At 64.3% G+C, this 23,952-nt stretch carries 22 protein-coding genes; 10 read left to right on the top strand and 12 right to left on the bottom strand.

The window, feature by feature from the left end:
* Positions 1 to 11: 11 nt before the first annotated feature.
* Both JQ573_RS38360 and JQ573_RS38355 read right to left on the bottom strand, forming a co-directional pair.
* A complete protein-coding gene (locus JQ573_RS38360; protein WP_212316367.1) occupies positions 12 to 1,001 on the bottom strand; it encodes a dienelactone hydrolase in 990 nt (329 codons plus the stop codon).
* A 2-nt stretch (positions 1,002 to 1,003) separates the two neighbouring features.
* Positions 1,004 to 1,405 carry a PaaI family thioesterase gene (locus JQ573_RS38355; protein ID WP_312011751.1) on the bottom strand — a complete coding sequence of 134 codons (402 nt, stop codon included), beginning with the start codon at positions 1,403 to 1,405 and terminating at the stop codon, positions 1,004 to 1,006.
* 275 nt (positions 1,406 to 1,680) lie between these two features.
* Here JQ573_RS38355 and JQ573_RS38350 point away from each other — a divergent pair, with 275 nt between their 5' ends.
* Positions 1,681 to 2,904, top strand: coding sequence for a GAF domain-containing sensor histidine kinase (locus tag JQ573_RS38350; protein ID WP_249132740.1), 1,224 nt, complete (start codon positions 1,681 to 1,683; stop codon positions 2,902 to 2,904).
* A 439-nt stretch (positions 2,905 to 3,343) separates the two neighbouring features.
* On the opposite strand, the gene JQ573_RS38345 is transcribed toward JQ573_RS38350, so the two are convergent.
* The gene (locus JQ573_RS38345) at positions 3,344 to 4,933 is read right to left on the bottom strand and encodes a gamma-glutamyltransferase (RefSeq protein ID WP_212316365.1); all 1,590 of its coding nucleotides are present in this window, start codon (positions 4,931 to 4,933) and stop codon (positions 3,344 to 3,346) included.
* 101 nt (positions 4,934 to 5,034) lie between these two features.
* On the opposite strand from JQ573_RS38345, the gene JQ573_RS38340 reads away from it, so the two are divergent.
* Positions 5,035 to 5,808 (top strand): enoyl-CoA hydratase-related protein, encoded by a 774-nt coding sequence (locus JQ573_RS38340; protein ID WP_212316364.1) that lies wholly within the window; start codon positions 5,035 to 5,037, stop codon positions 5,806 to 5,808.
* Between the two features lie 9 nt (positions 5,809 to 5,817).
* On the opposite strand, the gene JQ573_RS38335 is transcribed toward JQ573_RS38340, so the two are convergent.
* Positions 5,818 to 6,831, bottom strand: coding sequence for an NAD(P)-dependent alcohol dehydrogenase (locus tag JQ573_RS38335; protein ID WP_212316363.1), 1,014 nt, complete (start codon positions 6,829 to 6,831; stop codon positions 5,818 to 5,820).
* Between the two features lie 212 nt (positions 6,832 to 7,043).
* Here JQ573_RS38335 and JQ573_RS38330 point away from each other — a divergent pair, with 212 nt between their 5' ends.
* Positions 7,044 to 7,904 carry a DUF2066 domain-containing protein gene (locus tag JQ573_RS38330; protein ID WP_212316362.1) on the top strand — a complete coding sequence of 287 codons (861 nt, stop codon included), beginning with the start codon at positions 7,044 to 7,046 and terminating at the stop codon, positions 7,902 to 7,904.
* Between the two features lie 38 nt (positions 7,905 to 7,942).
* Here the strand turns inward: JQ573_RS38330 and JQ573_RS38325 are convergent, their stop codons facing one another.
* From JQ573_RS38325 to JQ573_RS38290, 8 genes are all read right to left on the bottom strand, one after another.
* On the bottom strand, positions 7,943 to 8,896 hold the full coding sequence (locus tag JQ573_RS38325) for a helix-turn-helix domain-containing protein (RefSeq protein WP_212316516.1): 954 nt from the start codon (positions 8,894 to 8,896) through the stop codon (positions 7,943 to 7,945).
* Positions 8,897 to 9,122: 226 nt separating this feature from the next.
* Positions 9,123 to 9,404 carry a hypothetical protein gene (locus JQ573_RS38320; RefSeq protein ID WP_050401090.1) on the bottom strand — a complete coding sequence of 94 codons (282 nt, stop codon included), beginning with the start codon at positions 9,402 to 9,404 and terminating at the stop codon, positions 9,123 to 9,125.
* A gap of 147 nt (positions 9,405 to 9,551) precedes the next feature.
* Positions 9,552 to 10,043: a MarR family transcriptional regulator gene (locus JQ573_RS38315; RefSeq protein WP_212316361.1), complete on the bottom strand. Its 492-nt coding sequence runs from the start codon at positions 10,041 to 10,043 to the stop codon at positions 9,552 to 9,554.
* Positions 10,044 to 10,141: 98 nt separating this feature from the next.
* Positions 10,142 to 11,455: an MFS transporter gene (locus JQ573_RS38310; protein WP_212316360.1), complete on the bottom strand. Its 1,314-nt coding sequence runs from the start codon at positions 11,453 to 11,455 to the stop codon at positions 10,142 to 10,144.
* 37 nt (positions 11,456 to 11,492) lie between these two features.
* Positions 11,493 to 11,816 (bottom strand): non-heme iron oxygenase ferredoxin subunit, encoded by a 324-nt coding sequence (locus JQ573_RS38305; protein ID WP_212316359.1) that lies wholly within the window; start codon positions 11,814 to 11,816, stop codon positions 11,493 to 11,495.
* A gap of 8 nt (positions 11,817 to 11,824) precedes the next feature.
* Positions 11,825 to 12,340 carry an aromatic-ring-hydroxylating dioxygenase subunit beta gene (locus JQ573_RS38300; protein WP_212316357.1) on the bottom strand — a complete coding sequence of 172 codons (516 nt, stop codon included), beginning with the start codon at positions 12,338 to 12,340 and terminating at the stop codon, positions 11,825 to 11,827.
* A complete protein-coding gene (locus tag JQ573_RS38295) occupies positions 12,340 to 13,713 on the bottom strand; it encodes an SRPBCC family protein (RefSeq protein ID WP_212316355.1) in 1,374 nt (457 codons plus the stop codon). The genes JQ573_RS38300 and JQ573_RS38295 overlap by 1 nt, the downstream gene beginning before the upstream one ends.
* 213 nt (positions 13,714 to 13,926) lie before the next feature.
* Positions 13,927 to 14,823, bottom strand: coding sequence for a LysR family transcriptional regulator (locus JQ573_RS38290; protein WP_212316353.1), 897 nt, complete (start codon positions 14,821 to 14,823; stop codon positions 13,927 to 13,929).
* A 110-nt stretch (positions 14,824 to 14,933) separates the two neighbouring features.
* Here JQ573_RS38290 and JQ573_RS38285 point away from each other — a divergent pair, with 110 nt between their 5' ends.
* The 7 genes from JQ573_RS38285 to JQ573_RS38255 all read left to right on the top strand — a co-directional run bounded on the left by JQ573_RS38285 (position 14,934) and on the right by JQ573_RS38255 (position 23,916).
* Entirely contained in the window at positions 14,934 to 16,553 is a 1,620-nt protein-coding gene (locus JQ573_RS38285) for an FAD-dependent monooxygenase (RefSeq protein ID WP_212316351.1), read from the top strand.
* Positions 16,554 to 16,564: 11 nt separating this feature from the next.
* Positions 16,565 to 17,356 carry an alpha/beta fold hydrolase gene (locus JQ573_RS38280; protein ID WP_212316349.1) on the top strand — a complete coding sequence of 264 codons (792 nt, stop codon included), beginning with the start codon at positions 16,565 to 16,567 and terminating at the stop codon, positions 17,354 to 17,356.
* A gap of 18 nt (positions 17,357 to 17,374) precedes the next feature.
* A complete protein-coding gene (locus JQ573_RS38275) occupies positions 17,375 to 18,793 on the top strand; it encodes an MFS transporter (RefSeq protein ID WP_212316347.1) in 1,419 nt (472 codons plus the stop codon).
* A gap of 18 nt (positions 18,794 to 18,811) precedes the next feature.
* Positions 18,812 to 20,002: a Xaa-Pro peptidase family protein gene (locus JQ573_RS38270; protein WP_212316345.1), complete on the top strand. Its 1,191-nt coding sequence runs from the start codon at positions 18,812 to 18,814 to the stop codon at positions 20,000 to 20,002.
* Between the two features lie 389 nt (positions 20,003 to 20,391).
* Positions 20,392 to 21,939, top strand: coding sequence for a threonine ammonia-lyase, biosynthetic (ilvA, locus tag JQ573_RS38265; protein ID WP_212316343.1), 1,548 nt, complete (start codon positions 20,392 to 20,394; stop codon positions 21,937 to 21,939).
* Between the two features lie 120 nt (positions 21,940 to 22,059).
* Positions 22,060 to 22,788 carry a class II aldolase/adducin family protein gene (locus JQ573_RS38260; protein ID WP_212316341.1) on the top strand — a complete coding sequence of 243 codons (729 nt, stop codon included), beginning with the start codon at positions 22,060 to 22,062 and terminating at the stop codon, positions 22,786 to 22,788.
* Between the two features lie 153 nt (positions 22,789 to 22,941).
* Positions 22,942 to 23,916, top strand: a complete 975-nt coding sequence (locus tag JQ573_RS38255) for a TRAP transporter substrate-binding protein (protein WP_212316515.1) — start codon at positions 22,942 to 22,944, stop codon at positions 23,914 to 23,916.
* Positions 23,917 to 23,952 lie beyond the last annotated feature (36 nt).

Below are 23,952 nucleotides of genomic sequence, written 5' to 3'. Positions count from 1 at the left end.
ACCCTACGAAGCTATCGCGTCCCGGCCTCGCCCAAATGCGTTCTGAAGAACGCGATGGCGGCCGTGTGGAAGCGCTGATGAAAGGCGAGGCGATCGAAGCCTGGCGGGTCGGTGCAGATGGCAGCCATCTTCGCTGTCTCCTCCGGCGTGCAGGTCGCGAGGAAGGAGAAGTGCTTGGCATCCTTCACCAGGTGAAAGTCCGGTCTGGACGGAAGCTTGTCGTTGATCGCGGCGGCACAGCACCCGGAGAGACCGTCGCCGCTCTGCGCGGGGTCCGAGCTCCACAACTGAATCGGGATCGTCACGGCTTTCAGGTTTTCGGCGGCAAAGAACAGCACAGGAAAGGGATCGACGATGATCGCAGCCTTGATCCGCGGATCGTGGACGACCGGTCCGCTCGGCTTTTCTCCGCCTTCGAGTTCCTTGCACGCCCGCAAGCTCGATGTCTGGCAGTTCGGCAGGCCCTTGCGGAGATCGGGCTCGCCGCCAATCGCCGCGAGGCCTGTATAACCGCCCCAGGAGAAACCATAGAGACCGATGCGTCCGGCATCGATGCGAGCTGCATTGGGCCAGCCTCCGAGTGCGTAGTCGATCGCGCGCTTGATGTCGGCGGGCCGCTCGACCGTGACGGCAAGGCTGTCGGTGCCGCTGGTGTCGCGCTCGGTATCGGTCGGATGATTGATCGTCACGACGATGAAGCCGGCATCCGCAAGCGCCGCGGCGGTGTCGTGATGGCCGCCGAGCCAGCCGCGCCTGCCATGCGAGATCACGATCAGCGGCAGCTTGTCTCCCACGATCGGGCAGTCGTTGACGCCGAAGAATGTTCTGCCGCCGCGGGCGTCGATCTCGTGCGGGGGCTCGGCGCAGGGATGCCATACCACCCCTCTGATCGCAGGCCCCTCGGGACCGGCGGGAACGTCGAAGCGCCGTAGTCCGGCCGCCTGCGCCGCAGAGACCGCAAGCAGCAGCAGGGCTGACAGCACGAAGGGAGCACAACGCATGGCTATCGCTTGTCCAGAATCCGCAATTCGGCCGTGGCGCTGGCAACCGTCAAATTGTCAGCGTCGATCAGATCGGCCTCGACGATCATGTCGCGGTCGGTCTGCGAGACGACCTTGGCCTTGGCCGTGATCGGACCGACGCGCGCCGGCTTGAGAAACCGCGTGGTGAGGGTTCTGGTCACCACGGTCTTGGTTGACGGAAGTACAGCGAGGGCGCCGAGGCCTGTCGCCGAATCCAGCATCGCCGCAAGGAAGCCGCCCTGGATCGTTCCATGCCGGTTGGTGAACAGCGGCTGCGCCACAAAGCGGATCGAGGCGATTTCGCCGTCGAAGCCCAGCCACTCGCGTCCGAGGAGCTGAGCGCCGGGCGGCACGTCTGCGCTTGCATCGCTCAAGCCAGTCACCATTGTTCGTTGTCGGGCCGAAATGTATCAGCCCATTTGCGTCCTGCAATGTCGCTCGGCGCGCCATCGCGAAAGTGCCGATCACTGATTTATCCGACAGGCCCCTGCGGCGTCGGTGCGATCCGAACTTGGGAAATGCGGGAACCATCATTAGATGTGGACAGCGGTCGAAGTTTCGGGCCATGCTGAGATCACTGACGATCCCCATCGTGCGTGACCCATGATCGAGCTTTTTGTACCCGGTGTTTTGCGTGAGGTAGATCCGAATTCCCGAGTTGATTGCCACGAACTTGGAAGGCTCGTCAGCCGCCGCGACGACAGAGCTCCCCGCTGACCTGAAGGCTGATATCCTGGCGATCAGCCGGATCGATGCAGTTCCGACCATCCTCGACGTGGTGTGCCGCAGCACAGGCATGGGCTTTGCCGCGGTGGCGAGGGTCACGGAAAGCCGCTGGATTGCCTGCGCGGTCCGGGACAACATCTCGTTCGGACTGAAGCCCGGCGATGAGCTGAAGGTCGAGACCACGATCTGCGACGAAATCCGGGCGAGCGGACACGGCGTTGTCATCGACCATGTCGCCGAGGATCCGGCCTTTCGCGACCACCGCACGCCGGCGATGTACGGATTTCAAAGCTACATTTCGATCCCGATCGTCCTCGCCGATGGCACGTTTTTCGGGACGCTCTGCGCGATCGATCCGCACCCGGCGAAAGTGAACACGCCGGAAGTCGTCAACATGTTCAGATTGTTCGCTTCGCTGATCGCGTTTCATTTGCAGGCGCAGGAGAGGGTCGCAACCAGCGAGGCCGCGCTGCTGAACCACCAGCAGGCGGATGAGATTCGCGAGCAATTTATCGCGGTGCTCGCGCACGATTTGCGCAATCCGCTCGCCTCGATCGACGCGGGCATGAGGCTGTTGCTGAAGGAGCCGCTCAACGAAAAGTCGATGACCTATGTCGGGTTGCTTCAGAACAGCGTGAAGCGCATGGCGGCCCTGATCGACGATGTCCTGGACTTTGCGCGCGCCCGTCTGGGCGGCGGCTTCAGATTGAAGCGCAGCGCCGACGCGCAATTGCTGCCGGCGCTTGAGCAAGTCGTGAATGAATTGCGTGCGGCATGGCCCGATCGCGTGATCCAGACCGATTTCGCCATCAATCGCGGCATCAACTCCGATCCGGCCCGGATCGCGCAACTGCTGTCCAACCTGGTCGGCAATGCCCTGAAGCATGGCGATGGCAATTCGCCGATCAGGGTGTCAGCGGCAACCGACAGCGAGGGCTTTGAGTTGTCGGTCGCCAATGGCGGGACGCCGATCTCTCCGGCGGTTATCGAGAGGTTGTTCCAGCCGTTCTTTCGCGTTGCGCACCAGTCGACCTACGAAGGCCTGGGTTTGGGCCTCTACATCGCCGCGGAAATTGCGCGCGCCCACAACGGCAAGCTCGAGGTGACGTCCTCCGCCGCCGAAACACGGTTCACCTTTCGGATCCCGCGCTGCTGATCGAAAGCCGTACAAACTCGCGCCGTTGATCCATCACCGACACCTCACGCCATGGCATGGACTTGGCCTCCCACTTTGCCAATCCCTGCACTATGATGTGTCGGCTATGTCTCCGAACACCCGTCGGTCATGTCCTCGGGCTGAACACTTGACCGGGCGATCCAGTACGCCGCGGCCTCTCGGCTCACGCGCCGGCGTCTCTGGAATACTGGATCGCCCGGTCAAGCCGGGCGATGACACCGAGATGAAGTACGCAATGATCGTGCGTCGTATCGCGCGAGAACCATCCTCGTCGTCCTGGCGAAAGCCAGGACCCATTACCCCAAATCGCAATCGTTGCGCGACGCTGGGGCCACAGCCCCCTTCAACAACATGACCCTGTGGTTATGGGTCCCTGCTTTCGCAGGGACGACGGCGGGAGGAGAGCTGTGCGCACAACTTACCCCTCCGCGATTGCATCGCTCCACGGATGAAACGGCTCGGTGGCGCCGCTGTTTGTGGTGCCGTCGCGCAGCACGATGCTGGGGCAGGCGAACTTCTTTGGTTGGGTCTGGATGCGGGCCTCCGCATAGTCGAAGCTGCCGCGCAGCGCGTCGCGCACAGCTTGCGGCAGGCGGACATCGCCGATCACCACATTGCCTTCGCTGGCGTCGATGCGTGGCTGGTGGATCGCGGCGTCGAGATCCATGCCGAAATCCATCACGAAGGAGAGCAACTGCGACACCGCGGGCAGGATGCGGCGGCCGCCGGATGCGCCGGCGGCAAGACGGCGGCCGTCGGCCCCTTCCGCCACCACGGGCGTGTAATTGGTCAGGCAGCGCTTGCCGGGCGCAAGCGAGTTCGGATTGCCTTGCGTCGGATCGAACCACATGATGCCGTTGTTCATGGTGAGGCCGGTGTTCGGCGTCACGAATTTGGAGCCGAAGGTCGACAGCAGCGTCTGCGTCACCGCGGCCATGTTGCCGTCGCGGTCGACCGCCGAGAAATGCGTGGTGCAGCTTGGGGCGATCGCCTCCGCGCCGAGCGCGCGGCGGCCGTCGACGTCGCCCATGTCCTTCAGCCGCTCGCGATAGGCGGCCTGCAGCGCCTCGGCGTAGGCAGCATAGGCGGCCGCGTCCGGACCGCCCTGCGCGGGTGCGAACGCCTTCTGCAACAGGCCGAGCGTGCGCGCCATGGTCGGACCCGCGGTCAGCTCCGGCGTCGCGTAGACCGTGCCGCCGCGATAGGGAATCCTGAGCGGCTCGCGCAGATGGGCGCGGAAGGCGGCGAGATCGCGCACCGACAGCGCGCCGCCGGCGGCCTGGATATCGTCAGCGATGTTGCGCGCCAGATCGCCCTCGTAGAAATCGCGCGGGCCAGCCGCGGCAAGCTGCGCCATCGTCGCCTTCAGCCTGTCCTGCGGCATGCGGACCACCGATCTGATGCCCCATTGCGCATTCGGCGGCAGGCCGTCCAGCAGATACGCCGCGGCGCTGGCCGGATAGCGCCGCAGATCGGCGGCGGAGCTTGCGATCATGTCGGTGGTCCACCAATCCACCAGCAGGCCTTCGCCGGCGAGCTTGACGCTCGGCGCCAGCAGGTCCTTCCACGGCATTTTGGCGTGGCGGCGATGCGCCTCTTCCATGCCGGCGACGACGCCGGGCACCGCGATCGAGCCGGGGCCGTGCAGATTGCGGTCGTCCTTGACCCGCGCCCAGGGGAACAGGTCGGAGGCGGCGCCACCGGTCAGCGGATAATCCTCGAGGCGCAGGCCGTCCGGCGCCCGCATGCCGTAGTCGATCACCTCGACGCGGTTCTCCTTGGCGCGGTACAGCACCATGGCGCCGCCGCCGCCGGCGCCGCTCATCCATGGCTCCAGCACGCCCAGCGCAAAGGTGGTTGCAATCACGGCGTCGACGCAATCGCCGCCCGCTGCCAATACCTCCGCGCCGACTTCGGCCGCCTTGCGCGATTGCGCGGCGACGATGCCGCCCTTGGCGCTGACGGCCGGCTTGCGGATCACTTGCGAGTTGGAGAACTGGTCGGACATGGCGTTGCTTTCGCTGTTCTTGTTGCGGGCGGGTCGCGTTGGCGTAGCATGCCAAGCTTGGCACTGTCAGTGCAACAAGAACCAATTTCGGGGAGCGGAAAATGAGCAGTGTGAAGCGTGAGCGGGACGGCAAGGTCGGCATTCTGACGCTGAACGATCCCGCCAGCCTGAACGCCATGACGCCGGAACTGCTCGGTGATCTCGCACGCGCCATAGGCGAGATGGGCGTCGAGCCCGGCATCCGCGCGCTGATCCTGACCGGGGAGGGACGCGGCTTCTGCTCCGGGCAGAATCTCAAGGCGTTCAACTCGCTCGGCGACAATATCTATACCGGCGTGATGAAGCATTACTGGCCGGCGATGCAGGCCTTGCGCGAGTGCCGGATGCCGGTGGTGGTCGCCGTCAACGGCGTCGCGGCCGGCGGCGGCTTCAGCCTTGCGATGTCCGGCGACATCATCCTGGCCGCGCGCTCGGCGAGCTTCATCCAGGTGTTCAGCCGGATCGGCCTGGTGCCCGACCTCGGCTCGACCTGGCTCTTGCCGCGCCTGATCGGGCGCCAGCGCGCACTCGAGTTGATGCTGCTGAACGAGCCGTTGTCGGCCGAGCGAGCCAAGGAGTGGGGATTGGTGCGCGACGTGGTCGACGACGCAAGGCTGCTCGACGAGGCGAAAGCGCTAGCAGGCCGCCTCGCCGATGGCCCGACGCGCGCGCTGGTCGCGACCCGGCAGCTGCTCGAGGAGAGCGAGCACGCAAGCTACGCCGATCAGTTCCGCCGCGAAATCGAGCTGCAGATGGTGATCCGCGAAAGCGCCGACGCGCAGGAAGGCCGCAAGGCCTTCGTCGAGAAGCGCAAGGCCCAGTTCACGGGGCGCTAGGCAAGCATGCTAGCCGATCGCGATCGCGATCTTGCCGAAATGCGCGCCGCTCGCCATGTGGGCGAACGCGTCCTTGACCTGGTCGAACGCGAACACCTTGTCGATCACGGGCTTGACGCCGTGCATGCTGATGCCGTCGCACAGCGCCTGCAGATCCTCGATCGAGCCGACGGTGACGCCCTGCAGCCGCTGCTGCTGCATCACCATCAGCGGCAGCCGGGTGTCGGACGAGGCGGGACCGGCGAGCACGCCGATGAAGGCGATGGTGCCGCCGATCTTCGTCGCGCGGATCGACTCGTTCAGCGTGCCGACGCCGCCGACCTCGACAACGAGATCGACACCGCGCCCGGTCAGCTCGCGCGCCTTCTTGCCCCAGTCGGGTGTGGTCTTGTAGTTGAGCGTCACATCGGCGCCGAGCTGCTTCAGCCGCACGATCTTGGCATCGCTGGAAGAGGTTGCAATGACGCGGGCGCCGCACATCTTGGCGAATTGCAGCGCGAACAGCGAGACGCCGCCGGTGCCCTGGGTCAGCACCGTCTGCCCCGGCTTGATATCGCCGAGCTTGACCACCGCGCTCCACGCCGTGAGGCCGGCGCAGGGCAGTGCCGCGGCCTCGATGTCGCTGAGATGGTCCGGCGTGCGCACCAGCGCGTGCGCCGGGAACACGCGGTATTCGGTCAGCACGCCGTCGACGCTGCCGCCAAGCGCCGCGCGCATCCGCGCCTCGCTGGGCTCGCCGCCGAGCCAGCTTTCGAAGAAGCTGCCGATCACGCGATCGCCGGGTGCGAAACTCCTGACGCCGGCGCCGACCGCCTCGACGACACCGGCGCCGTCGGAGACCGGCACCAGCGGAAATTTCTGGCGCGAGCCATAGCCGCCCTTGACCGTGAGCAGGTCGCGATAGTTCAGCGTCGCCGCCTTCAGCCGTACCAGGACCTCGCCGGGGCCGGCCTGCGGAACCGGCTTGTCGACCAGCGCAAGCGCGTCGACGCCGCCGGGGCCTTGCAACTCATAGCATTTCACGGGACGTCTCCTGCTGGCTGTTCTCGTCGATCTTCTTGTCTTGGGCGGCGCACCCGGCGCCGCCGCGCCTCCACCGAGCATATGTCAAGCTTGCGGCGCGTGGCCATAGCGTGCAGTGCGGCCGATGGAATGGTGCCCAAGTCCGAACATGTTGGCGCTGCCGAAAAATGCCGCCAATGTGCCGTTGATGACGTGACCGAGCGGAGGTGACCATGGCTGCCTTGCTTGAGACGAAACCCAATTCGATCGCCGCGTTCGCGCGCGGAGTGATCTTGCTTGCCGCTGCATTGATCTGTTGCAGCGCTGCGATGGCGGCGGATGACAGCCTTTACCGCGCGCAGGCCGTCGTCACCGGCCAGGGCGAGCCGAACCGCATCATCGGCTTCGGTGCATGCCTGGAAGACGTCCTGATCAAGGTCTCCGGCCAGCCGATGCTGGCAAGCGACCGCAGGCTGGCCGCATACAAATCGAGGGCCAGAGAATTCGTCAGCAGTTTCGACTATCACGACCAGTATGCCGGCAAGCCGCATCATGACGAGCAGGGCACCCGCGACCGGCCTTACGACCTGACGGTGGCTTTCGACGAGAACAAGATCGACGGCATCCTCGTCAAGCTCGGCCTCAAGCCGTGGCGATCGCAGCGGCCGGCGCTCGGCGTCTTCGTCGAGATGCTGCACGGCCCGAAGGACTATATCGTCACATCGGACGGGACGCAGTCCGATTTGCAGCGCGATGCACTCGCGGCTGCGGCCGGCAAGCGCGGCATGCGCTTCGTGCTGCCCGAGAGGGCCGCTCTGACGAGCGCCAATGTCGCGGCTGCCGGCCTCCTGAAGACGCCGCCCGCGCAGTTGAGTGCGATCGTGGCGCCGCGGGGCGGCGAGGCCATTCTGGTCGGACAGCTGGTCTGGGACGACAAGGATCTCGGCTGGGCCACGCAATGGCGGATGGCGTGGCGCGGCAGGGACTACACATGGCGGTTTCGCGGCGTCACCTTCGATGAGGCCTTCCGGCGCGGCATCGGCGGCGCCGCGCAGGTGCTATCCGGCAATGGCGATCCGGGACGATCGAAATGAGCTTGCGCTTGAACGTGCGTGAGCGCCTCCGGATCGTTCTAACCGGCGTAGCCGAGCGTCTGCGACGGGTACTCCCCGAACATCGCGCGGTAGTATTGCGAGAAGCGCCCGAGCTCGATGAAGCCCTGTTCGATCGCAACCTTGGAAACGGTGGTCTGCTCCGGCGTGCTTTCGCGCAGGATCGAACGGATCATGCAGAGCCGCTTGTAGCGCAGGAACGTCACCGGGCCGACGCCGAACACCTCGTGGAAGGCGCGGTGCAGGCTGCGTCGCGACAGCCGAAGCTCGGTGCAGATTTCCGAGACATGGACCGGGCGGGCGCCCGCGGCATGCAGATAGTCCTCGACGTGGCGTACCAGCTTCATCGCCGACGGCAGGTAGCTGGTTCCGTCTGATGGCAGCGATTTGATCGCCGTCGGCCTGACGCAATCGATGATCGCGCGCTTCCAGAACTCGGACGACGCCTCCGACAGCGCGTCCGGATACCGGGCGAGATGCGAGACGATCTGCGGCAGCCTGATCGCCCCGGCCATGCCGAGCGTGGGGTCGGCGCGAAAGTGGTTCTTTGCTTGCCATGTTTCGGCATCGGCGAGCCGCGGCTCATCGCCGAAGATGTCGGGCAGATCGGCCATGTCGAAGCGAATGGCGGCATAGGACGAGGCCTTGTGAAAGACGCCGTCATGCTCGACCGACGGAGGGATCACCAGCACGTCGGCCGGCTGCATGTCGAAAGCCCAATGCGTGACGCGGTCCGTGGCGTTCAGCAGCATTCCGATGATCAGCTTGTCGTCGGCCGAGGTGCGCTGGGTGCGGACCCCGACATTGAATGCGCCGATGCTGAGCGAGAAATCGCCGATCCCGACATGGGACAATGTCCCGCGCAGCTTGCCGCGCTCAAGCTGCATGACTTCGACATGCGAGCCTTTGACGGCGTCGTGGAGTCCCTCGAAGCCGTCAAGCTCGCCGGTGCTGACCGTCAGATGCTGGCCCATATCCACGCGTCCCACGGCGGAATCGTGGACGGGATTTTTGCCGGTTTTGCCCGGGAAGGCAACGCGGACGACGGCACGGGATCGATGGGTCGGGACGCCGTTTTGTCAGGACCGCGCGCCTTGGGGACGAGACTGGCACAAAGTGCATATCGCCCCCGCTGCATGGCGGGCAATCGTTTGATCTCAAAGCAGAATGCGCGGGTCGTCAGCGGCTCTGCGCCGGTGGCTAGGCCGCCATCAGGTGCTCAAGCGCGACAGCCTGCTCGCGGGTCTGGAAGGCGATCGCGGTATGCGTGAAGCCCGACGAGGCTTGGGTCTGCGCGATGTGATTGAGGACCTCGGTGCCCTTGACCACGTGAAGGTCCATTCCAGGGCCGGCGGGGAAGATGCCGAGGACGACATCGTAGGCGTCGACGATGGCCTTCAAGGCACCGCCCTTGTCTTCCGAAGCATCGATAAAGATACGAACATCCGCGGCGATACTACGAAGTTCGTCAAAGTCGATCACTGGAAGTCTCCTATACGCAACTCACTGATCGACTTTAGCTACAACTTGCTTACTGAAACCTAAATTGAGCCCGGTTCCTTCGTGCACTCACCGCACCGTGACTCGGATTTCGATCTGCGCGATCGCCGCCGTCCCGGCCTGCCGCCTTCAGGCGCCGGTTGGCGATCTCCGCTTCGCAATGCGCTTGACCGGCGCATGGGCCGGCGCGGCATGTTCGGACGGATCGGCCATGTGAGGAATGCGGTGCTCGATGTGATCAACGACACGGAAGAAGGTGTCCAGCGTCCTGGCGTCGAGGCCGGCCGTGAGGTTGCTGTGCCGGCGCAGGATTTCGTCGAGGCTGCGGTCAAGCAGCGCCACGCCCTGGGACGTGAGGCGGATCTCGCTCCGGTTCCGGGCGCTGCCCCTGACCGGGGTCAGCTCGATCAGCCCCTTCTTCTTCAGCGACGTCGTCTCGCGGCTGACGACGGCCTTGTCCAGCTGCGCGTTGGTCCAGATGTCGTAGGCGCTGGCGGGCTCATGCTCCCTGAGAAAGGATAGCACCCGCCATTCCGCGAGCGAGACGCCATAGGTTTGCGGGAAGAACGCATTGGCGTTCGCGCGCAACTTCGCGACGAGGCTCGACAGCACCGTCGGCACGTAGCGTCCGAAATCGATCACCAGCTCCGAGCGCGCGTCCTCTTGCGGGGCGCGGCGCGCGACAGCGACTTTGGTGCGACTTGTGGCAGTCCGATTTTTCATTCTTTCACGAGTTGTGTGCGCGCGATCAACACCAGCACCGCCGCGACGAGGAGAACGCCTGTTACCACGAGGAATCCGGTGGTGAAGCTGCCCGAATCGTCCTTGGCGCGTCCGATCACGATCGGGATCGTCGCGCCTCCGATGCTGCCGATGGTACTGACCAGGCCGATCGCTCCCGGCGCGCTTTGCCGCGACATGTAGGACTGCGGAATGGTCCAGAACACGGCCTGCGTACCATAGACGCCGACATTGGCAACCATGAATCCGATGATGATCCAGACCGGCGATGTGGAAAAGGCCGCGATTGCGAAGCCCGCTGCGGCGATCACGAAGGTCGTCGCGGCATAGTAGAAGCGTTCACCAACATGATCGGAGTGCCGCGACAGTGCAATCATGCCGATCAGGCCGGCGATCGGCGGGATCGCGGTCACGAAGCCGACCTGCGAATTCGGCAGGCCGAACGACTTGATGATTTGCGGCAGCCAGGGGAACAGCGACGCGAGCCCGCAGAACAGCCCGAAATTGCACAGGCCGAACAGCAGCACCATCGGCTTGGTGATGGTCCTGAGCACGCCCTCGGCATGCACCACCCCGGTTGCCTTGGCATCGCGCTCCAGCGCGCCGGTCAGCCAGTTGCGCTGCGCCGTCGACAGCCACGTCGCCTGCTGCGGGCGGTCGGTCAGGTAGAAGATGCCGACGATCCCCAGGATGATGGGCGGCACGCCTTCCAGGATGAACAGCCATTTCCAGCCGGCGATGCCGAACGTTCCGTTCAGCTCGAGGATGGCGCCGGAGATCAGCGAGGCGAAGATGTAGGAGATCGGCACCGCGTAGTTGAACATGGCGTTGTAGCGGGCGCGATAGCTGAACGGAAACCAGAGGCTCAGCAGCAGCATGACGCCGGGAAACAGCCCGGACTCGGCAAAGCCCAGGAAGCCGCGGAAAGCATAGAGGCTCAATGGCCCCTGCGTGAAGGCCATCAGCACCGTGGCAATGCCCCACAGGATCGCGATCCGCGTCAGCGTGACGCGCGCGCCGTACTTGCTGAGGATGAGATTGCTCGGGATCTCGAAGATGGAATAGGTGAAATACATGATGCCGACCGCGATGCCGAACATCTCGGCATTGAGGCCGAGCTCCTTGTTCATCTGCAGCGCGGCAAACGAGATGTTGCCGCGGTCGAGAATGGCGAGAAAGTACATCGCCATCACGAACCACATCAGGCGCAGCGCGACCTTGCGGATGGTGGTGCGTTCGATCTCCGGATCGGCGGTCGCGCTCACCGCCTTGTCCATCACGACTTCGGTCATCCCGGCTTCCCCCGATGCTTGCTTTTTGATGGTCGTCTTATGCGGGCAGGCAGACTTCCAGCCGGTCGCCCGCCACGCGAACGGGATAGGTCTGGATGTCGATCTCGACCGGACTGGTCAGCGCCTCGCCGGTCCTGATGTCGAAGCGGCCCATATGCAGCGGGCATTCGATCTCGCAACCGTCCAGCATGCCGTCCGACAAGAGCGCCTCCGCATGGGTGCAGATATTGCTGGTGGCGTAGTACTCGCTGCCGACGCGGTAGAGCGCGATGTGGTGGCCGGCGATCTCGATGCCGTGAGGTTCGCCCTCGTTCAACGCGCCGAGTGCGGCAGCTTCGTGCCAGATTCCTTGATCCGTCATGTGGTCTCTCAAATGCTGTAGAAATCGAGCACGGTCGGGACCCGGTCATTGACCAGCGTGATGACCTTGCGTGCGATCTTCCAGGTGTCGCCTTCACGCCGCAGCGTGTGCTGATAGCGCCCGTGGCGCAGATGCTCCTTGGCGACGCGCGGGTCGTAGACGTGCACTGAGAACACCGACTGACAGGTGATCTCGTCAGGTGCGCTCTCGGACGCTTCCAGGTTCGAGATCTGGTGCACGGTGCGCGGCAACGGCAGCGCGGTAATCGATTTGCGCGACTCGATGCGTGCGATCCGCTCTTCCAGCCCGCGCCGCGCATCGTGGTAGAGCAGCGAGACCTGCGTATCGGGATCATTGGTGGCGGTGTATTCGTCGAGCCATCCCGGCACCCAATAGACGGCATCCTCGCTGTACATCGCGACCCAATCGGTCCATTCGCCGGTGTCGAGCAGGCGGGCTTCGCGGAAGATGGTCGCGGCGGCGACCGCGTGCACATCCGTATGTTTGATTGCGCTGTCAGCCATCACGCCGTCTCCCCCGCGGCGCGCTGCAACAGCCTGCGCCACTCGCGATAGCCGGGGTGGAAATTCGTCTCGCCGCCAAAGGTGGTGGGGCCGAACGACCATTCGGACGGGGTTATGCCGAGTTCGCGCGTATGCACGCTTTCGCCGTGGCCAACCTCCGCAACGCCGCGCAGATAGCCTTGCGTGGGCGCGGCTGACGTCGCGTCGTAGCCGGTCTGGCAGAATTCATACATCACGTTATCGTCGGAGCTCGCGAGCCCCGAGGCATTGAAGAAGTCTTCGTAGTTGCGAATCCGCAGCGTGCGCGCCGCTGCGCTTTCGCCGACCGGAGCGAGACAATGCGACACCATCTCGGTCTTGTCGGGTGCGAGCGGCCGCCAGGTCCGCACCTGCGCCGACAGGATGTCGATGACCTGCAGGTTCGGAAAAATCGTGAGATTGCGTTGCCGAAGCATCCACTTGGCGCGGGTGCTGCCGACGCGTTGCCGTACGGCATTGAGACGCGCCGCGTCCATGCCGAGCGGACGACCATAGAGCTGCGTCCGCTTGATCGACCAGTTGACGGCATGGCCATAATCGAAGCTGAAGCTGCCTTGCCCTTCCTGTTCGCCTTCCGGCTCAACCGTGAAACCGGCGTCCGGTCCGGCGGTGGCGTTGCGCTTCTTCAGGATATCGACGTAGGAGCTATGGGTGGTCGCGAAATGATAGTAGTCGAGGCCGTTTTCGAACTGCAGCTTCCAGTTTGCATCGAAGGTGTATGTGCTGGCGCCCGGCACGAACTCGACTTCACCGCTGTCGCTCTGATCGATGATGAGGTCGAGGAAGGCGCGGGTGTCGCCGAGAAACTCTTCCAGTTGTGGAACGTCGGCTGAGAGGCTCGCGAACAGGAATCCGCGATACGAGCCAAGCCGGGCGACCGGGAGAAGGTCGTGATTCTGGTTCGAGAAGGAGGGCGGATACTGCCCGCTCGCTTCCTCGGTCACCGAGATGTTGCGTCCGCTCGAATCGTAGGCCCAGCCATGATAGCGGCAGACGTGAAATTTCTGCCGGCCCTGCTTGAAGGGGCAGACGATCGTTCCGCGATGCCGGCAGGTGTTGAGGAATGCGCCGACCTTGCCGTCGGCGCTCCGCATCACCAGAATCGGATGCCGGCCGATATGGGTGGTGACGAAGTCGTTGGGCCGGGCGATCTGGGATTCCAGGCCGATGAAATTCCACGTGGCCTCGAAAATATGCCGCAGCTCGGCGTCGAACACGTCGGGATCGCTGAAGATCCGGCGATCGACCTGGAAGATGCGTTCGCTGGGCCGGTCGTCAATGAGCCGGGAAATCTCCCGCAGCCGTGCCGCGTGGTTCTGCGAAGCAGCGTTCATCACGTCCTCCCTACGACTTGCCGGCGGCTGCAAGGCGCGTTCCACGGCGGGAACAGCCGGCTTGATCGCCAATCTTGGAACGACTCTATAGTTGTCATGACAACTATGGTCAAGGCGATTGGTGGACCCGGAGCGGACGCGGTGAGGCCGGGTCGCCTGGAACGGGCGGCGGGATGCCGCGAATGGAGCCGCGCGTGCAGCGCGGAATCATGCTCAGCTCTTGCGTGCCGGCGCGGTCAGGATAATCCCGTCATCGATCAAAGCGCGGCAAATCTTCTTCAACGTTGCAATCGCTTCACGCGTTGCCCGGCTGACCGGCCGTCCACGCGGCAATGCCAGGACGCGGTCGGCGCGCATCCACGGCAACAGCGCCGCCGATAGCGCACCGGCAGCCACTTCCTGGTGAATGCCGGAAAAGGGCAGCAATGCATAGCCGAGGCCCGCGGCCACCATGCGCTTCATCGGCGTGCTGTTGTCGACCCGTACCGCGCAGAGCATCGTCGGCGGGAACGGGTTGCGGCTGAGCGGGCCCACGGCGGATGGCAGGGCGTCGAACTCCTTGCGGGTCAGTCTGCCGCGCTTCAGCAGCGGATCGCGCGACGGACCGATCAGGAACACCTGTTCGACCATCAGCAGTTCATAGTCGAGGTGATCGTTGGGCGGCGGCGTCGTCACGATCGCCAGATCGAGCTCACCGCGCAGCAGGCGTTCGGATGCATTTTCCGTCAGGCCTTCACTCAGCTCGAGCCGCACGCGTGGAAATTGCTTCACGAATGTCTGGGCAAGCGGCGGGTAGAGGATATCGCCGAGGCTTGGCGGCGCGCCGATCCGCACCGTGCCGCTCGGCTCGCGATTTTCCGTACGCACCTCGGCTTTGATGTCGTCGATCGTGCCAAGCAGCCAGCGCCCGCGCGCGAGCAGCACCTTGCCGGATTCCGTGACCGAGACACCGCGCGCGCCGCGTTCGAGCAGGGCGCCGCCTAACTCGTCTTCAAGTTCCTTGACGTGGCGGCTGAGCGCCGACTGGGCGACGTTCAGCGTGCTCGCTGCGGCGGCAAAGCCGCCACGCTCGGCGACGGCAACGAAATAGCGGATCTGCCGCAGGTCCATGATGGGCGCTCCATCTCAAATCGAGATGGATACCATATCAAACATATTCTTGTGAGATACCAAAAAAGGAGCAGTCTTCTCCCCAACGATCAAACGGAGGAGAGACGAGCATGGGCATCGCCACCGACGAGGCACGCCAGACGTCCATATTCATCGCCGGCGGCGGCCCGGTTGGGCTTGCGATGTCATTGCTGCTCGATCGCTTCGGCATCGACTGCGTGGTGGTCGAGAAGAGCCCGACGACGACAGATCATCCCAAGTCGCGCGGCTGCTGGGTCCGCACCATGGAGATCTTCCGGCAGTGGGGGATCGAGCAGGCGATCCGCGACCGCGGCCTGCAGGACAACTCCGACATGTTCGTGTTCCTCGACAGCATCGCGGGTCACGAGTTCGGCCGCACCCGCCCCGAGCCGAATGTCGGGCATACCCCCGCCTGGAAGAGCCTGGTCGCCCAGGACGCCGTCGAGGAGGAAATTCTGCGCGTGGTCGAGCAGTCAAAACACGCCACGGTCCTGTTCAATACGGCCTGTGAATCGTTCGAGGAGACCAACAGCGGCGTCAACGTCACGACACGTTGCGAGAAGACCGGTGAGGTGACGCAGTGGACGGCGACCTACCTGATCGCCGCCGATGGCGCGGGTAGCCAGACGCGGCGCAGCGCGGGGATCGAGATGGTCGGGCCGTCCACGCTGGCGGTGATGTCGAACGAGTATTGGCGGGCCGATCTGTCGCGGTTGCCGATCGCGCGTGAGGCCGCGGGCTTCATCATCGTCCCGGACAGGTCCGATCTGCCGCGCGCCGGCATCCTGAACACCAACGGCCGGGATCGCTGGCTCACCGTGACGCAAATCGGCCTGACCAAGGACGATCGCGAGCGGCCGTGGACCGACCAGGAGTTCATCGAGATCGCGCGCGGCCATGTCGGCATTCCCGACCTCGACGTCACGCTTCTCAACCGTTCGATCTGGCGCGTCAGCATGCAGGTGGCCGAGACCTTTCGAAAGGGCCGGGTGTTTCTGGTCGGCGACTGCGCGCACCGCTTTCCGCCGACCGGCGGCTTCGGCCTGAACTCTGGCGTTCAGGACGCGCACAATCTCGCCTGGAAGCTCGCCTTCGTGTTGAAGGGCCGCGCGGACGAAAGGCTGCTCGACAGCTATTCCAGCGAACGCCGTCCGATCGCGCAGTCCAATGCCAATTTCAGTTACGGGAACAGGCTGCGATTTGGGCTGACCGACGACGCCGTGCGATCGCGCAATCCGGACCGGATCAGGTTCTGGATCAACGATATGGACAATCATTTGCACAGCATCGGGCAGAACCTCGGACACAATTACGAGGAGGGCGCGGTGATCCCCGACGGCACCGTCGCGAAGGCCCTGAACTCCCGCTACTACACGCCGACGGATCGCCCCGGCGCGCGTTTTCCGCATATGTGGCTCGAGCCTTCGCGCAAGAAATCGACGCTCGACTGGTTCGACAAGGAATTCACCGTCGTCACGGGTCCGCTCGGCAGCGAATGGCTGGAGGCGGGGAAGCAGGTATCGGAGAAGACCGGCCTGCCGCTCTCGCTCAAGCAACTGCCGTCAGCCGACCCGGCGGACGGATTCCAGTTGGGCATGCGCGGCGCCGTGCTGGTGCGCCCCGATGGACACGTGGCGTGGCGGATGCCGTGGGTGCCGTCGGATCCGGCGAAGGAGTTGGCCGGCGCGCTCTCGACGTTGCTGCATTAGCGGAGGCTCCCATGCAATCGTTCGAATCCAACGGCGTCGTCACGGCGTTTGAGAAAACCGGACGCGGCGAGCCGATCCTGCTGCTGCATGGCGGCGAGGCCGATCATTCGATGTTCGACGGCCTTGCGCCTGCGCTGGCGGCGCATTTCACCGTGATCGCGTATGACCAGCGCGATTCCGGCGCCACCAGGAATCCACCGTCGTCCTATTCGCTGGCCGACCTGGCTGATGACGCCGCCGCCTTGATCGGAGGGCTCGGCTACGATCGTGTCCATGTCTTCGGGACCTCGCTGGGCGGCCAGATCGCGCAGGTGCTGGCGGCCCGCCATCCCGGCCGCATCGACCGCCTGATCCTGAGCAGCACCTGGAAGGTCAACAGGAGTCCGCTGGACGTCAATGCGGATGTCTTCCGCAAGCTCGCGTCCTATCGCGCGGACACCGCAGGCAACGCGCCGAAGATCGCGGAGTTCTTCTTCCCGCCGGATTACCTGCGCGCGCGGCCCGAACTGATCGACATCTTTCGTGGCTCCAGCCGCGACGACGGCCAGAAGGCGCGACGTGGCGCCCTGCTCGCGCAGCCTGTCGCCGCTGATCTGACGGCCTTTGATCGCCCGACCTTGCTGCTGGCGGGCGGCGACGACCGGCTGATCCCGAATGCCGAGACATTTGCGCTCGCCCGCGACCTTGCGCGCGTCGAGACCAAGACCATCGCGGACGTCGGCCATGTCGCATCGATCCAGGCCCCCGAGCGGGTCGCGGAAGCGGTGACGGCATTTCTGAATCCAAAAAAGAAGGCGGCTTGACAACAACAGGGGGAGACCATGGCTGAGCAAACGAGCGCCGTGCCGTTCGACGAAGCGCCGGTGACGACGCGCTATTGGCTATCGATCATCATCTTCGCCATCTCCGGCGTGGTCGATTTCTTCGATTTCTTTGTGGTTGGATTTCTGGTCTCGGTGCTGGCGCCGAAATGGCACCTGACCTTCGGTCAGACCTCGATCATGCTGATGAGCGCCGGCATCGGGGCGATGCTGGGAGCATTCGCCGCGGGCGTCCTCGCCGATCGCTTCGGGCGCAAGCCGCTGGCGGTTATCGGCGTTCTGCTGTGCGGCCTGACCTCCGGCGCGATCGCGTTCATTCCGGAAGACGGCTGGGTCGCATTCGCAATCCTACGCTTTTTCGTCGGCTTCGGCCTTGCCGCGGGCGCGGCGGCAGCAGTTCCTGCCATCGTCGAATTCGCACCGACCCGCCATCGCACCTTGGTCACGAGCCTCGTGGTCGTTCCGGTCGCCTTTGGCGTGCTGTCGGCGTCGGTGACGGCGAGCTTCCTGTTGCCGCTGGTCGGCTGGCGCGGCCTGGCGGCGGTCGGCTTTCTGCCGATCATCCTCGCGGTTCTGACCATGATCATCATGCCGGAATCGCCACGCTGGCTGATCAGCAAGGGTCGCGTGCGCGGGGCGCAGGCGGCCATCCGAAAGCTCTACCGGGTCGGCGGCGAGTCATTTGTTCTGCCTACGCTGCCGCCGGCGAACCCGGCGACATTCGCCGATCTCTTTGCAGAGCAGCGGCGCTTCTGGTTGACGGTCCTGGTTTGGTTCGGCGCCAGCACAGCGAATTACGGCGTCTTCCTGTGGGGACCGACGATTGTGGCGCTGCTGCTTGGCGTCGCGCCCCAGGATGCGGCGAAGATGTTCATCTATGTCAGCCTCGCCGGCGTTGTTGGCCGAACCGGCTTTGCCTTTCTCGCCAATCGGATCGGGCGCAAGCCGTGTGGCCAGTTGATGGGCTATGGCACCGCGGTCTCGCTGGCGCTGGCGGCCTATTTTCACAACGACTTTGCCGGCTCGGTCCCGCTGTTCCTGGTCTTCCTGATCATCGGCGCCGTGTTCTTCGACGGTGGATTTTCGAACATCGGGCCTTATCCCGCGGAGATATTCCCGGTCCAGCTTTCGGGACGCGCGGTCGGCCTTGCTCAGCTCTCAAACGGGGTCGGCAAGATCGTAGGTCCCCTGTGTCTCGCATTGATCGCCGGCGCGGATAATGTCGTGCATCCGAGCGCGACCGCAGCGGCGGTGATGCCGGCGTTTTTCTTTCTTGCCGGCGCGGGCCTCCTGATTGGACTTGCCTTTACGTTCCTTGGCGTCGAGCCGCACGGACGCCCGGTGGCTCTGTTTGGTGAAAACGCGGGCTCGAGCGCCGCACCGACGCCGCTGGCCGCAAAAGCGGCTGCGGGACAGTGAAAGACGGAAGGTTTTACCATGGACAATGCGCACGACACGATCGCAACGGCGGCGCCGTTCGATACTGCAAAACTCGATCGGCTGATGGATGAGGCGGGGCTCGACATCCTGGTCGTTACTTCGCGTCACAACGTGCAGTACGTGCTCGGTGGATATCGTTTCTTCTTCTTCGACGTCATGGAGGCGATCGGCACCAGCCGCTATCTGCCGGTCTTCGTCTATCAGAAAGGGCACCCTGAAAATTCCATCTACATCGGCAACCGCATGGAGAAGTTCGAGCATGAGCTCGGACGAATATCGGCGCCGATTGTCAAAGCGGGTGCATGGGGGACGATCGATGCGATCGGCCTCGTCATTGATCATGTGAGAAAGCTCGGGGGCGCCGCCAAGCGCGTCGGCATCGAAGCCGGCTTCCTGCCGGCCGACGCCAGGGATCATCTGCTTGCCGGTCTTGGCCACGTCGAGGTCCGCGAGGCCCATTTCACGCTGGAACGGCTTCGCGCCGTCAAGTCTCCGGTCGAACTGGATCTCATCAGGGAAGCTTCCGAACGGGTCGTCGATGCGATGATGGCGACGTTCAAGGGCTGTGCACCGGGCATGACCAAGAACGACGTCGTCGCCCGTCTGCGCCGTGAGGAGCAGGAACGTGATCTCGTGTTCGAATATTGCTTGATCGCCGCGGGCAAGAGCCATAACCGCGCGCCGTCGAACCAGCGCCTTGCGGAGGGCGACGTGATCTCGATCGATTCCGGCGGAAACTACCGGGGCTATATCGGCGACCTCAGCCGCATGGGTATTCTGGGTGAGCCCGACAGCGAGCTGCGCGAGTTGCTGCAACAGGTCGAGGAAATCCAGCAAGTGGCCCGGCGCGCAATCCGGCCGGGCGCCTTGGGTGGCGACATCATTGCGGCGGGCGAGGCGGCCGTCAAAGCCTCGTCGCATCGCGCTGTGCTCGACTTCACCGCGCACGGCATCGGGCTTGTCAGTCACGAAGCGCCGCGCCTCACCGCGACCGGCCCGGTACCCTACGCGCCGTATGACGCCGACCGGCCGCTCGAATGCGGGATGGTGATCTCGATCGAAACCGCGCTGCTGCATCCGGTGCGCGGCTACATCAAGCTCGAGGACACGCTGATCGTCTCCGAATCGGGCTGGGAAGCGCCCGGAGACCACGGCCGGGGATGGAATTCGTCGCGTCTCATCGCGTGAAGCGGTCAACGCCAGGGCGGCATTTTTGGCTGGGGCACCGATTCAGCTGCGGGTGCCGTAGGCGCCCGTGGCCAGTTTCGGAATACTAGAAATATATCCCTGAATTGCCCGACGTGTCAAGTTGCCCGGTCGACGCCGGCCGCCGCCGGCTACTTTGCATGGGGTTGTTTTCGATATTTTGGCAGTGCCCCCTGCGACGGCCCGGATGACTTCATATGCGCTGGGCCAGACGATTGATCCGGCGGTCTTTGCTTCACGCGAGCCTCCGGTCATGCGATGCTTCGAGCTGGATGTAGCGGCGGCTCCGTGCCGTCTGCTCGCCAGGGCGGCGCCGACGATGGGCAGGTGCAACCGATATGGATTGCCTCCCCATCGACAGAAGCGACCTGATGACCACTGCCGCCAACGCGCTCCGTGACTACGCCCAACGCATCCTGACCGCCCGTGTCTACGACGTGGCGGTCGAGACGCCGCTCGATCCGATGCCGCGGCTCTCGGAGCGCTTGTCGCGCGCCGTCTTGCTGAAGCGGGAGGATTTTCAGCCGATCTTCTCGTTCAAGCTTCGCGGCGCCTATAACAAGATCGTCCGGCTGCCGGACGCGCAGCGAAGACAAGGCGTCATCTGCGCGTCGGCGGGTAATCACGCGCAGGGTGTGGCGCTGTCTGCGCGCAAGCTCGGCATTCCCGCGACGATCGTGATGCCGCGGACGACGCCGGCCATCAAGGTCGAGGCCGTCCGGCGTCTGGGCGGCGACGTTGTGCTGCATGGCGACACGTTCGACGACGCGCAAACCAAGGCCAGGGAGATCGAGGTCGCGCGCGGCCTGACCTTCGTGCATCCGTTCGACGATCCTGACGTGATTGCCGGCCAGGGGACCGTCGGGATGGAAATCCTGCGCCAGCATCCCGATCCGATCGAGGCGATCTTCGTGCCGATCGGCGGGGGCGGGCTGGCGGCCGGCGTCGCCGCCTTCGTGAAATTCCTCAACCCCTCGATCAAGGTCGTCGGCGTGGAGCCGGCCGACGCCGCCTCGATGGCGGCCGCGCTCGCCAAGGACTGCGTTGTCGCGCTGGATCAGGTCGGATTGTTCGCCGACGGCGTCGCGGTCCGCAAGGTCGGAACGGAGACGTTCCGGCTCTGCCGCGACCTGCTCGACGAAGTCGTCACCGTGGACACCGACGCCATGTGCGCGGCCATCAAGGATATCTTCGACGATTTGCGATCGGTTGCTGAGCCCTCCGGCGCATTGGCGCTCGCCGGCCTCAAGGCCTATGCCGAGCGCGGCGCGCTGAGCGACGGCAGCCTGATTGCCGTCAACAGCGGCGCCAATCTGAATTTCGACCGGCTGCGCACCATCGCCGATCGCGCCGAGGTCGGCGAACATCGGGAGGCGCTGCTTGCGGTAACGGTGCCGGAGAAGCCGGGCAGCTATCGCCATTTCATCCGCATCCTCGGCTCGCGGGCCATCACGGAATTCAACTACCGCTTCGCCGAGACGACCGCGCCGGCGCAGCTGTTCGTCGGCATCGCGCTGAGCCGCGGCGAGGCCGAGAAGCGGGAAGTCATGGAGCTGCTGCGGCGCGAGGGCTATCCGATCCTGGATCTGAGCGAGAACGAAATGGCCAAGGACCATGTGCGCTACATGGTGGGTGGTCGCGCGCCGCTTCTGAGGGACGAGGTGATCTACCGCTTCGAGTTTCCCGAGCGTCCTGGCGCGTTGTTGAAATTCCTTGAGAGCCTAGCGCCCGACTGGAACATTTCGCTGTTTCACTACCGGAATCATGGCGCCGACTACGGACGCATCCTGGCAGGCATCGAAGTCAAGCCTTCGGAGCGCGCCCGGTTCGTTCAGGCGCTCGACGCGCTCGGCTATCCCTACTGGAACGAGAGCGAGAACCCGGCCTATCGCCTGTTCCTCTCCGCCGAGAAGGGATGAAGCGGCGGGGTCCTACGCTGGTCCAGAGTAAAGAGGACAGTTGGCGGTGCAAGACATCGGCGAGCCGCCACGCAATCCCTGCTGAAGAGGCAATTCGTGCTGAAGAGAAAGGCAGTCCGTATGACCCGTGAGGAACGACAATTGCGCGAGGCGATCATTGCCAAGTGCCGATGGATGAATGCGTCGGGTCTCAACCAGGGGACATCGGGCAACATCTCCGCCCGCTACAAGGACAGGATGCTGATCACGCCCTCGGCGACCCCGTATGATTCGATGAGGCCGGAGATGATCGCGTCGATGTCGCTCGAGGGCGACGATGGCGCGTGGGAGGGGCCGCTGCAGCCCTCTACCGAATGGCGCTTCCATCTCGACATCACGCGCGCCCGGCCCGATGTCGGCGCCATCGTCCATACCCACTCGACCTATGCGACCGTGCTTGCGATCGCGCGCAAGCCGATCCCGGCCTGCCACTACATGATGGCGGCATTCGGCGGCACCGACATCCGCTGCGCCGGCTACGCGCGTTACGGCACCAAGGAATTGTCCGATCATGCGATCGCCGCGCTGGAGGGTCGCAATGGCTGCCTGCTCGCCAATCACGGCATGATCGCGCTCGGCGCCAATCTCGACAAGGCGATGTGGCTCGCGGTCGAGCTCGAGACCCTCGCGCGGCAGTACTACCTCTCGCTTGCGCTCGACTCGCGGATCATCCTGAGCGACGAGGAGATCGCCGACACCGCGAAGGGGTTCTCGTCCTACGGGTTGCAGGCACCAAAGCCGAGCAAGGCCCGCGCGACGGCAAAGGCGGCGCCGCGCCGTGCCGAGAAACGGCGTAGCAGCAAGCGATGACGGGCACTCGCCGGTCCAGGACGGCATGTTTGACGGCCCCGTCAGCATAGGCAAGACTGATCGAAGTCAAACTGTGCCTGCGGGATATATCCGGTGCTCGATTCGGATTCTGATTTGCCTTGGTCGACCAGTTGGGCCGGTCTGCGCTCTGCCATGGCGGCGCTTCTTCTCATCGCGTCGACGGCCTTCTTCAGCGCACCTGCGTCCGCTCAAGTGGCGTGGCAGATGGCGACGGAATATCCTCGAAGCAATATCTCGGGAGTTGGCTTGGCAAAATTCGCGGAGCTCGTGTCCACACAGACGAACGGATACGTTACGGTCCGCAATGCGTTCGATAACGAGTTGAAGATCAGCTCCGGCGAAATGCTGCGTGCGGCCCAAGAGGGACGGATTGCCGGTGGCGATGCATTCGCGGGGCCACTCGAAGCGTCCGATCCGGTATTTGGTCTGCCGTCGCTGCCGTTTGTCGTCCAGTCCATCGAGGCGGCGCGGACCATCAACGCACGCGCGCGGCCACTCTACGAGAAGGCGTTGGCCGCACAGGGCCTCAAGCTCCTGTACATCACCATTTGGCCGTCCACCGGCCTCTGGACTGTCCAGCCAATCTCGACGCCGGCGGACCTGCGATCCATTGCCGCGCGGACGTATGACTACAATTCGGCCGAGGTCATGCGCGCGGTCGGTGCAACGGCGGAGTATCTTCCGTTCAACGAGGCAATCGCCAAGGTAAGAAGCCATGTGCTGAATGCTATCCTGACGTCTGGCGATGGCGGGGCCGGCCGAAAGCTCTGGCAGGATCTGACCCATTTCACGGCGATCAACTACGCGATTCCGATCTCGATTGCTTTTGTAAGGACCGATGCCTTTGAAGCGCTGCCGGAATCGGTTCAACGCCAGGTGATGCAGGTGGCTGCCGAGACGGAACAAAGCCAGTTCCAGCTTCTGGCCAATCGCACAGTCGAGAATTATGCGCGCATGCGCGCCAACGGGGTTGAGATCGCGGAGCCGGCGCCGGCTCCTGTTCTCGCCGCGCTCAAGCAAGGTGCGTCGGCACCAATCGCAATGTGGAAGGCCAAGGCTCCTCCGGAAGCCGTGGCTATCGTTGAGCGGGCGTTGCAGCAGCAATAGACGGTGTCATTGCACGGGCGACGATGAGCCAAGGCG

The sequence above is a fragment of the Bradyrhizobium sp. AUGA SZCCT0105 genome (assembly GCF_018129565.1).
Taxonomy (GTDB): Bacteria; Pseudomonadota; Alphaproteobacteria; order Rhizobiales; family Xanthobacteraceae; genus Bradyrhizobium.
This window is presented reverse-complemented; position numbering and strand designations above follow the sequence as displayed.